General features: G+C 67.5%; 8 protein-coding genes and 1 pseudogene. 4 read left to right on the top strand and 5 right to left on the bottom strand.

Annotation, left to right across the window (positions count from 1 at the left end; all coding sequences use genetic code 11):
* The 5 genes and pseudogenes from ACFDTH_RS08970 to ACFDTH_RS08950 form a co-directional block, all read right to left on the bottom strand.
* Positions 1 to 690, bottom strand: a pseudogene (locus ACFDTH_RS08970) (cysteine--tRNA ligase); the annotation flags it as partial.
* A 12-nt stretch (positions 691 to 702) separates the two neighbouring features.
* On the bottom strand, positions 703 to 1,524 hold the full coding sequence (locus ACFDTH_RS08965; RefSeq protein WP_375287193.1) for a 3-deoxy-manno-octulosonate cytidylyltransferase: 822 nt from the start codon (positions 1,522 to 1,524) through the stop codon (positions 703 to 705).
* On the bottom strand, positions 1,521 to 2,531 hold the full coding sequence (locus tag ACFDTH_RS08960) for an SIS domain-containing protein (protein WP_375287192.1): 1,011 nt from the start codon (positions 2,529 to 2,531) through the stop codon (positions 1,521 to 1,523). The genes ACFDTH_RS08965 and ACFDTH_RS08960 overlap by 4 nt, the downstream gene beginning before the upstream one ends.
* A gap of 118 nt (positions 2,532 to 2,649) precedes the next feature.
* Complete coding sequence (locus ACFDTH_RS08955) at positions 2,650 to 3,744, bottom strand: polysaccharide biosynthesis/export family protein (RefSeq protein ID WP_375287191.1); 1,095 nt, start codon at positions 3,742 to 3,744, stop codon at positions 2,650 to 2,652.
* Positions 3,745 to 3,861: 117 nt separating this feature from the next.
* Positions 3,862 to 4,533, bottom strand: a complete 672-nt coding sequence (locus tag ACFDTH_RS08950) for an ABC transporter ATP-binding protein (protein WP_375287190.1) — start codon at positions 4,531 to 4,533, stop codon at positions 3,862 to 3,864.
* Between ACFDTH_RS08950 and ACFDTH_RS08945 the strand changes: the two genes are divergently transcribed.
* The 4 genes from ACFDTH_RS08945 to ACFDTH_RS08930 are packed head-to-tail and all read left to right on the top strand — an operon-like array spanning position 4,427 to position 9,104.
* Complete coding sequence (locus tag ACFDTH_RS08945; RefSeq protein ID WP_375287189.1) at positions 4,427 to 5,713, top strand: glycosyltransferase family 4 protein; 1,287 nt, start codon at positions 4,427 to 4,429, stop codon at positions 5,711 to 5,713. The two genes, ACFDTH_RS08950 and ACFDTH_RS08945, sit on opposite strands and share 107 nt — an antisense overlap.
* A 9-nt stretch (positions 5,714 to 5,722) precedes the next feature.
* Positions 5,723 to 7,042, top strand: a complete 1,320-nt coding sequence (locus tag ACFDTH_RS08940) for a glycosyltransferase family 4 protein (RefSeq protein ID WP_375287188.1) — start codon at positions 5,723 to 5,725, stop codon at positions 7,040 to 7,042.
* A gap of 42 nt (positions 7,043 to 7,084) precedes the next feature.
* A complete protein-coding gene (locus ACFDTH_RS08935; RefSeq protein WP_375287187.1) occupies positions 7,085 to 7,897 on the top strand; it encodes an ABC transporter permease in 813 nt (270 codons plus the stop codon).
* A 46-nt stretch (positions 7,898 to 7,943) separates the two neighbouring features.
* A complete protein-coding gene (locus tag ACFDTH_RS08930; RefSeq protein WP_375287186.1) occupies positions 7,944 to 9,104 on the top strand; it encodes a lipopolysaccharide biosynthesis protein in 1,161 nt (386 codons plus the stop codon).
* Positions 9,105 to 9,129: the final 25 nt, after the last annotated feature.

Raw genomic sequence — 9,129 nt, 5'->3', positions numbered from 1 at the left:
GTCGCCCAGATACTTCTTGCTCATCACCGAGCATTCGAGATGCCAGCCCGGCGCGCCGCGGCCCCAGGGTGAGTCCCATTCCATCTGGCGCTGCTCGCCCGGCGGGCTCTTGCGCCAGATCGCGAAATCCTGCGGGTGGCGCTTCCCCTCCACCGCGGCGATCCGTCCCTCGCGCTCATCGCCCATGGAGCCCGCCAGCCGACCGTAGTCGGGTACGGTGGAGACGTCGAAATACAACCCGTCCGCCAGTTCGTAGCAATGGCCAGGCGCGATCCGCTCGGCGAACTCGATCATCTCGGCGATATGATCGGTCGCCACCGACCAGCGTGACGGTTCGACGATGTTCAGCCGTGCCACGTCACGCTTGAACGCCTCGGTGTAATGCGCGGCGATCTCCCAGATCGAGCGCTGCTCGCGCGCGGCGGCCTTCTCCATCTTGTCGTCGCCAGCATCGGCATCGCTGGTCAGATGGCCGACATCGGTGATGTTGATGACGTGCGTGGTCGGCCAGCCCTTCCACCGCAGCACCCGGCCGAGCGTGTCCGCGAACAGGAACGCGCGCATGTTGCCGATATGCTGGTAATTATAGACCGTCGGCCCGCAGGTGTAGACGCGCACGTTGGCGAGATCGATCGGCTCGAACCGTTCGAGGCTGCGGGTCAGGCTGTTGTAGAGGGTGAGGTCGGCCATGATGCGCTGCCGTTAGGCGAGCGCCGATGTCTCGTCCATCGGATCGCCATGCTCCGCGATCAGCGCCTCCGCGCGCACGATATCCGCCTGTGTATCAATCCCGCTGATGTCGAAGCGGGACGGCGCCACCTCGACCGCGTCGATGCTCAGCCCCAGTTCCAGCAGGCGGAGCTGCTCCAGCCCTTCCAACCGCTCCAACTCGGTCGGCGCAGCCGCCTCGAACGCCTGCAGCGCGGAATAGCGATAAGCGTAGAGGCCGATGTGCCGCCATACCGGCGAAGGATCACCCGCCGCGCGCAGGTCGGCCTCGCCGCGGATCGCGGGCAGGATCGCCTTGGAGAACCACAGGGCGCGGCCATCGGCGCGCTGCACGCAGGTGGTGCCGCTGAACGGTGCCGCCTGCTTGTGCGCGCGCAAGGCATCGAGCGCCGGCCAGGACAGCCGCACCACCGGGGTCGCCGCATCGGCATCGCCCTCGCGCAAGGCGCGGATGATCGCTGCCAGCGCGGCAGGAGACTGGAAGGGCGAATCGCCTTGGAGATTGACCACGATCTCCGGTGCCACGCCCTGAGCGCGCGCCGCCGCCAGCGCCCGGCCGGAGCCGGTCGAGATGTCGGGCGAGGTCATCACTGCCGCGCAGCCCGCCGCTTCGGCGTGGTCGGCGATCCGCAGGTCGTCGGTTGCGACCACCAGCCGTGCATCGGTGCCTGCCAACGCGCGCCGGCCCAGGGCGATCGTGCGGTGGAGCAGCGATACGCCCGCGATCGGCAGCAGCGGCTTCATGGGCAGGCGGGTGGAGCCCGCCCGCGCCGGGATGGCGACGAGAATCGTCAGGCGACGCCCGCGCGCAGCACGTCGTGCATGTGCACCGCGCCTACCAGTCGCTCGCCATCCTGCACGAACAGCATCAGCACATTGGCCTCGTGCATCCGCCGGATCGCCTCCGAGGCGAGCTCGTCCTTGCCGATCCACAGCGGCGCCACGGTCATCACCTCGCGGACCGGATCGTTCATGTTGCGCTCGCCGGTGATCGAACGCCGCAGGTCGCCGTCGGTGAAGGCGCCGATCAGCTTGCCGTCGGCATCGACCACTGCGGTGCCGCCCAGCCGCGCGCGGGTCATCTCCACCGTGGCGTCCAACAGGCTGGCGTCGGCGCGTACCTTGGGCACGTCGGGTCCGCGCGCCATCACGTCGCGGACCTTGAGCAGGCGGGCGCCGAGGCGTCCGTTGGGGTGGAACTTGTAGAAATCGTCGGCCGAGAAGCCGCGCCGGTGCATCAGCGCGATCGCCAGCGCATCGCCGAACACCAGTTGCACCGTGGTGGAGGTGGTGGGCGTCAGCTCGATCGGGCATGCCTCGCGCACGGAGGGCAGCTTGATGTAGAAGTCCGCGGCGCGAGCGGCGGTGCTGTTCGGGCGCGCGGTGATGGTCACCAGGGTGATCCCGAATCGCTTACAATAGCGGAAAATGGGCGCGAACTCGGCCGTCTCGCCCGACCGGGTGATGATCAGCACCAGGTCGTCACCGGTCACCATGCCCAGATCGCCGTGCCCTGCCTCGGCCGGGTGCAGGAACATCGCCGGCGTGCCGGTGGAGGTGAGGGTGGCGGTGATCTTGCGCGCGATGATCCCGCTCTTGCCCATGCCCGCCACGATCACGCGTCCGCGCAGGTCGGCCACCGCCTCGACCAGCCGGTCGAAACCGCCGGCGAACTCGGGTTCGGTGAACGAGGCCTCCAGCGCGCGAAGGCCGCCCACCGCGATGGCGATGGTGCGCGCCGCGACCGACGGGCCCCCGGCGCGCTTGCGGAAGGGTAGGATGCTGTCGGGCTTGGTGCTCATCGCTTTGTCCCCGTTCGTGGCGGAGCGCGTTCAGACATCAGCCCGCCGCGCTACCCGTCGGCTTTGTTCTCGTTGGCGGTCCGTTACGCCGATTCGCCCGCGATTGCAGCAGCTAAGTTCAGTTGGTGAGTCGCTGCGCCATGAAGATGGGTGAGAACAGCTGCCCCAGGATTTGCGCCAGCTTGCCCGGCTGGTTGGAAGCGGCACCAGCGATGTAGATCACGTCCTTGTCGCGCATCCCGATCCGCTGCGACAGGAAATAGCTGTCCGGCCGCAGCATGTTGAGGCGGTAGATCACCGGCGTGCCGCCCGGCGCCTGCGACGTATGGTCGTAGCGGAACAGATATACCGCGGACGCGTCCGCGCTGTTCTCGTTCGGGCCGGCGATCCGGGCGATCGCCTCGGCCATCGACAGCTCGTTGGCGCTGAACGGCACCTGGCTGACCTTGGAGGTCGAGCCGAAGGCGAGGAAGGTACGCGGCCGGGTGAACACCTGGATGCGGTCGCCCGGCAGCAGCGCGATGTTCTGGGGCCCGTTCGATTCGATGGCGCTCAGCCGGGTCTCCGCCGATTCGGTACCACGCGTCACGCGCACAACCGCATCGTCCGGCTGCACCGCGGCGCCACCGGCCAGCGCCAGCGCGTCGAGCAGCCGCTGCTCGGGCAGGGCCAGCGGGAAGCGGCCAGGGGTACGCACGTCGCCCAGGATGTAGAAGACGTTGTGGGCATTGCCCTTCACCGTCACCTGCACCTGCGGCCGTTGCGACAGCCCCCGCAGGCCGCGCTCGATCATGCGCGACACCTCCGCCGGTGTCTTGCCGGCAACCTGGAGCTTGCCGACATAGGGCAGCACGATCACGCCCTCGGCATTGACCAGTACGTCATCGAGGATGGTGGAGCGTGCGGACGGATTGAACTGGCCGCCCTGTGCCGGGGTGCCGCCGCTGCCGGTGAACAAAGTGACCCCGACCTCGTAGACGCCGACAGTCAGGACATCGCCCGCGCCCAGCGTGTCGATCCGGCCGGGGCGGACCAGCCGGCTGATGCCGCCGTCTGCGGGCGCCAGGCTGGCGAGCTTCGCCGCCGCCTCCGGATCGATATCCACGATGGTGAAGCCGGTATGATTGTGCTTGCGCAGCGCCGAGTTGATCTGCCCGGCGGTGGGACCGGAGGTGGGCAGGGTGGAGCAGCCCGCCATCGCGACGCTCGCCATCGCCGCCGAAAACCCGAGCCACGATCCGCTACGCATAACTGACGTTCCCCAATCCCCGCGCCCCGCAGCGCCAATGAGAGCGCGGCGCTTATCCCTTCGCCCGTGCCAACACAATCTTCACCGCAGCTGCGGGGGGAAGCTCTGCAGCCGGTGATGGACGTCCGCGGCTTCCTGGATCGTGTCGTAGAGCATCACGCCGCCGCCGAACACCACCGCCCCTTTGTCGCAATATCGGAACAGCGCATTCGAATCGTGCGATACCATGATCAGCGTCCCCTCGCGCCGTCGCTCCTGAAGAGCCCGCTCGGACTTCTCGCGGAACCGCAGGTCGCCCACGCCCGTGATTTCGTCGATCAGATAGCAGTCGAACCGGATAGCCAGCGACACACCGAAGGCGAGCCGCGCGTGCATGCCTTGCGAATAGACGCGGATCGGCTCGTGCAGATAGGAGCCGAGTTGCGCGAACTCCTCCACCTCTCGCAGCAGCGCGTCCTCATCCTTGCCGTAGATCCGCGCGATGAAGCGGGCATTGTCCGCGCCGGTCATGGCGGATTGGAAGGCATGGCTGAACCCGATCGGCCAGGAGACCGACATGGTGCGGGTGATCTTGCCGCTCGTCGGCCGCTCCACCCCGGCGAGCAGCTTCATCAATGTCGATTTGCCGACGCCGTTCGCCCCGCAGATGCCGATGCTGTCGCCCGGCTTGATCACCATGTTGACGTTGCGCAACACCTCATTGTCGACGCTCTGGCCGAGGTACGTCTTGGAAACATTGTCCAGGATGATCATGCGTTGGGAGACCGGAAGGAGAAACGGGCGCGTGTTAGAGGATCGGGGCGGCGGGCGAAAGCGGGTGTGCGTCGATGGACGATTGCTTGCCGCAGAGGCGACGGGCGTCGCCACCTACGCGCGCACGGTCGTTGCGGCGCTGGCCGCCACCGGCGATCCCCCGCTGATCCTTTGCGACGGGGCCGGGGGGCGGTTTGCGTCGGTCGAGGGTCGGTTCGCCCAGGGCCGGCGCTGGCTTGCGGCACGGACATCGCGTGCAGTGTCGCTGGTTCCCCGCGGCGCAGAACTGTTCGCGCCGGACGTGTTCCGTCGCGCGCAGGCCCGGTTCAACGCGTCGGGACGGCTGCTGGAGCTTGTCGCGCCCGGGCCTCCCGGCGTGATGCACTGGACCTGGCCGGTGCCGGCCCGGATCGTCGGCTGGGCAAACCTTTACACAGTTCACGACGTCATTCCGCTCACCGATCCGGAACTGGGCACCACGAACGCGGCAGGCTTTCGCGCGCGCCTGGACGCGCTCCTCGCCAGCGGGGCGTGGCTGGCCTCGGTGTCCGAACATGCCCGTCGTGAGATCCTCGCGGCGCTCGACATCGCGCCGGCGCGGGTGCTGGACTGCGGCAGTGCGGTGGAGGTCGCCAGTCCGGCAGAACCGCTGCCGGCCGGAATGGAGCCCGGCTTTTTCCTGTTCTGCGGCAGCACCGAACCGCGCAAGAACCTTGAGCGGATCTTGGCGGCCTGGCGCGCGGCGGAAACGAGCCGGCCGCTGGTGCTCGCCGGTCACAGCCCGCGCGGCGATCGTGGTGCGGGCGTGATCGAGCTCGGCTTCGTCCCACGCCCACTGCTGCTCTCCTTGCTCGCCGCTGCGCGCGCGCTGGTGTTTCCCACGCTGGCGGAGGGCTTCGGCCTGCCGGTGATCGAGGCCATGGCGCTCGGCACGCCGGTCCTCACCTCCGACCGCGGCGCGCTCGCCGAGGTGGCAGGCGGTGCGGCGCTGGCGGTGGACCCGCGCGACATGGTGGCGATCGGCGGCGCGATTGCGCGGCTCGACAGGGAGGATGCGCTGTGCGCCGGATTGGTCGTGGCGGGCCTTCGCCGGGCAAGGCACTTCTCGCCGGCCGATTTCGGCATACGGCTGCGCCGCGCCTATGGCGAAATCGCTGGCGATTTGCCGGACGCGGCCTAATCAGCGGCCATGGCATCGACTTCAGCGCCACCCTCGATCGGCATCGACGGCTACAATCTGGCGCTTCCTCACGGCACTGGCGTTGCGACCTACGGCAATGCGCTGGCGGAGGCGATCCGCGCCTTGGGGCTCGGGCTGGACGGGATCTTCGGCGTGCCCGTGGGGCGCGATCCGACGATCCGCGACGTTCATCTCTACGAAGCGATCGGGCGCGGGATGCCCGCTCGGCAAAGCCCCAAGTGGCTGCGCCCTACGATAGACCGCTGGGCCCTCTTCAAGGGGCTCCCGCTCTATCCGGTCCATGACCGCGGGCTCGTCGAACTCCGTGGCTTCGAGGATCGCTTTCCACGTTTCGACCGGATGTACAGCGCGGCTCTGCTGTTCGAGCGGGCGCACCTGTACTTCCGGTCGAAGCGCCGCTTCCTGACGGTGAGGTTGGAGGACCCGCCCGCGATCATGCACTGGACCTATCCGGTGCCCGTCCGCATCGCGGGATCGCGCAACATCTACACGCTTCACGATCTCGTGCCGCTGAAGCTGCCGTTCGCGACGCTGGACACCAAGCGCGTGTATCACCGCGTAATCGAGGGCTGCGTCAGCGGCGGTGCCCATATCGTCACCGTCTCGGAGTCGAGCCGCAACGATATCCTGGCGATGTTCGATGCCAGCCCCGATCGCGTGACCAACACCTATCAGCACGCCCCCGTGCCGCCGACTGCGATGGCGAACGACGGGGAGGACGTGACCGGTGTGTTCGGGCTGCGGCAGGGCGGCTTCTTCCTCTACTTTGGCGCGATCGAGCCCAAGAAGAATATCCCGCGCCTCATCGAGGCGTTCTTGTCGGTCGAAACCGACGCACCTCTCGTCATCGTCGGCGCGCGGGCGTGGCAGAAGGATGAGGAGTTAAGGCTCATGGAGGCGGTGGGCCGGTCCGGCGGTGCCGGCGCCCGCCGCATCGTGCAGCTGGACTATTTGCCACGGCGCCTGCTGATGAAGCTGGCCGCCGCGGCAAAGGCGGTGCTGTTCCCTTCCTTGTACGAGGGCTTCGGATTGCCGGTGCTGGAGGCGATGCAACTCGGCACCCCGGTGGTAACCAGCATCATGGGCTCGCTGCCCGAAGTGGCGGGTGATTCGGCGCTTCTGGTGGACGCCTATGACGTTCCCGCACTGGCCGAGGCGATCCGCCGGATCGATACGGATCCGGCGCTGCGGGCACGCCTGTCCGCGGCGGGGCGACGGCAAGCGGCCCGCTTTTCGCTCGACCGGCATCGGCGCGCATTGCACGACGTGTACACGCGCGTCCTCGCCGCTCCTGCTCGACTGGTCTGAACCTTTGCGCTAACGCGCCAACAGGTGCACGGTGGAGTGACGATGGCAACACGGATCGACGTTCCCCCCAGGCAGGAGCGCCGCTCAAGCCCGCTGGTGGTGCAGTGGCGGGTGATCGGTGCGCTGATCCTGCGCGAACTCCACACGCGCTACGGCCGTGAAAACATCGGCTATCTTTGGCTGATCCTCGAACCCGCGCTACTCGCAAGCATGATCGCGCTGATCCACTCGCGCGCTCACCGGATCACCGGCGGTGACATCGAGCCGGTGGCGCTCTCGCTGGTGGGCTACTGCAACTTCATGACCTTTCGCAGTATTTTCGGCCGCGCGGAGGGACTGATCGAATCCAGTGCCGCGCTGCTCTACCATCGCACCATCCGCCCGCTGGACATCCTGATCGCGCGGGCGCTGCTGGAGACCGCGGGAACGTGGCTCTCCTTTTTCGTCTTGGTCGGGCTGGCCATCGCGGCGGGCATTTCGCCCTTGCCGCAGCGTCCGCTCGTGGTGTTGGTGGGCATGGTCGCGATGGTTCTGCTGTCGATGGGCGGCGCGTTCGTCATCTGCGGCATCACGCACGAGAACAAGGCGCTTGGCCGGCTGGTCCACCCCTTCACATACATCATGATGCCGCTCTCGGGGGCGTTCTTTTCTATGGAGGCGCTTCCCGGCCCGGTACGCGACATCATGATGTGGAGTCCGCTGCCGCACATCTTCGAGACCCTGCGGCACGGCTGGTTCCACGCTTCGAAAGCCACCTACATCGATCCGCTGTATCTCGGCTGCTGGATCTTAGGCCTGTGGCTGGTGGGACTTCTTTTGCTTTCGGTGGTCCGCGGGCGTATTCAGATGCCGTGACGCGTACTGCGTCGGCGTATCGGGGGAAGGTCAAGTGCACGGTTTCATGACGCCCGCAGAGGTGCAGGTCTCGCCCGCGGAGCGGATGCAGGACCGTGCGCGCGGCTGGTGGAAGCGGTACAAATGGTTCTCGCTGGTGGTGGTGCTGCCGACCCTGCTCGTAGGGGGATACCTGTTCTTTTTCGCCGCCGACCAGTATGTCTCCGAGGCGCATTACCTGGTCCGCTCGCAGGGCGGGCAGAGCCAGTCGCTGCCCACCTCCGGCGGGTCCTTGCTCAGCGGCAATGGCGGCGGCTCCGCTTTGTCCGCGGCTGCCGAGTCGCTCAGCGTCGCTGACTATCTGAACTCTCACGATGCGGTGGATGCGCTGCAACGCCGGATCGATCTGGTGGCGATGTTCCGCCGCCCGGAGGCGGACCGGCTTAGCCGCATGCCGGTCGAGCGGCCGACGCCCGAATTCCTGAAGCGCTTTTACAACCGCCAGGTCAGCGTCGTGTTCGACGAGGACAATGGCATCACCACGCTGAGCGCGCGGGCCTTTCGCCCTGCCGACGCTTATGCGCTGTCGGCCCAGCTGCTTAGGCTGGGCGAGCAGCGTATCAACGAGATGAACCGGCGGGCCTATAGCGATGCGGTAGCCTTGTCGCGGCGGCAGCTGGACGAAGCCGAGGCGTCCCTGCGCTCGATCGGATCGCAGGTGACCAGCTTCCGTCAGAGCGAGCGCGATGTCGACCCGCAGATCTCGGCATCCACGCAGATCGGCCTCGTGTCGCGTCTGCAAGGCGAACTTGCTGCCGCGCGCGCGCAGCTTTCGACCACCAACCAGCTGATCGGTGCGGGCAATCCGCAGACGGAGGCGTTGCGCCAGCAGATCGCCTCGCTCCAGCAGCAGGTGAACGCAGAGAATGCGCGCCTTGCCGGGAACAACGGCGCGATCGCCGCGGGCCTTGGCGATTACGAGGCGCTGCGCTCGCGGCAGGAGTTCCTCCAGCAGCGTTATGCCGCCGCCGCAACGGCGTTCGAGGGCGCGCGTCAGCAGGCGATCCGCCAGCAGCTCTATGTGGTGCGCGTGGTGGAGCCCAACCTGCCGGTCAAGTCGACCTATCCGCAGCGCTGGCTGGTCACCCTTACGGTGTTCGCGATCCTGATGGTGGTCTATGCGATCGGCTGGCTCATCGCGGCCGGCGTGCGCGAGCATAGCGTCTGAGGCCCGCCGACACGCGTGCCGGTTG

The sequence above is a fragment of the Sphingomonas sp. genome (genome assembly GCF_042096255.1).
Lineage (GTDB): Bacteria > Pseudomonadota > Alphaproteobacteria > Sphingomonadales > Sphingomonadaceae > Sphingomonas.
The sequence above is the reverse complement of the archived record's forward strand: the minus strand, read 5'-3'. Positions and strand labels throughout refer to the sequence as shown.

Bases quoted from the DNA above. Each gene is read 5' to 3' on its own strand.
- ACFDTH_RS08960 (WP_375287192.1), bottom strand. From the start codon at position 2,531: ATGAGCACCAAGCCCGACAGCATCCTACCCTTCCGCAAGCGCGCCGGG.
- ACFDTH_RS08955 (WP_375287191.1), bottom strand. From the start codon at position 3,744: ATGGCGAGCGTCGCGATGGCGGGCTGCTCCACCCTGCCCACCTCCGGT.
- ACFDTH_RS08945 (WP_375287189.1), top strand. From the start codon at position 4,427: ATGCCGATGCTGTCGCCCGGCTTGATCACCATGTTGACGTTGCGCAAC.
- ACFDTH_RS08950 (WP_375287190.1), bottom strand. From the start codon at position 4,533: ATGATCATCCTGGACAATGTTTCCAAGACGTACCTCGGCCAGAGCGTC.
- ACFDTH_RS08940 (WP_375287188.1), top strand. From the start codon at position 5,723: ATGGCATCGACTTCAGCGCCACCCTCGATCGGCATCGACGGCTACAAT.
- ACFDTH_RS08935 (WP_375287187.1), top strand. From the start codon at position 7,085: ATGGCAACACGGATCGACGTTCCCCCCAGGCAGGAGCGCCGCTCAAGC.
- ACFDTH_RS08930 (WP_375287186.1), top strand. From the start codon at position 7,944: ATGACGCCCGCAGAGGTGCAGGTCTCGCCCGCGGAGCGGATGCAGGAC.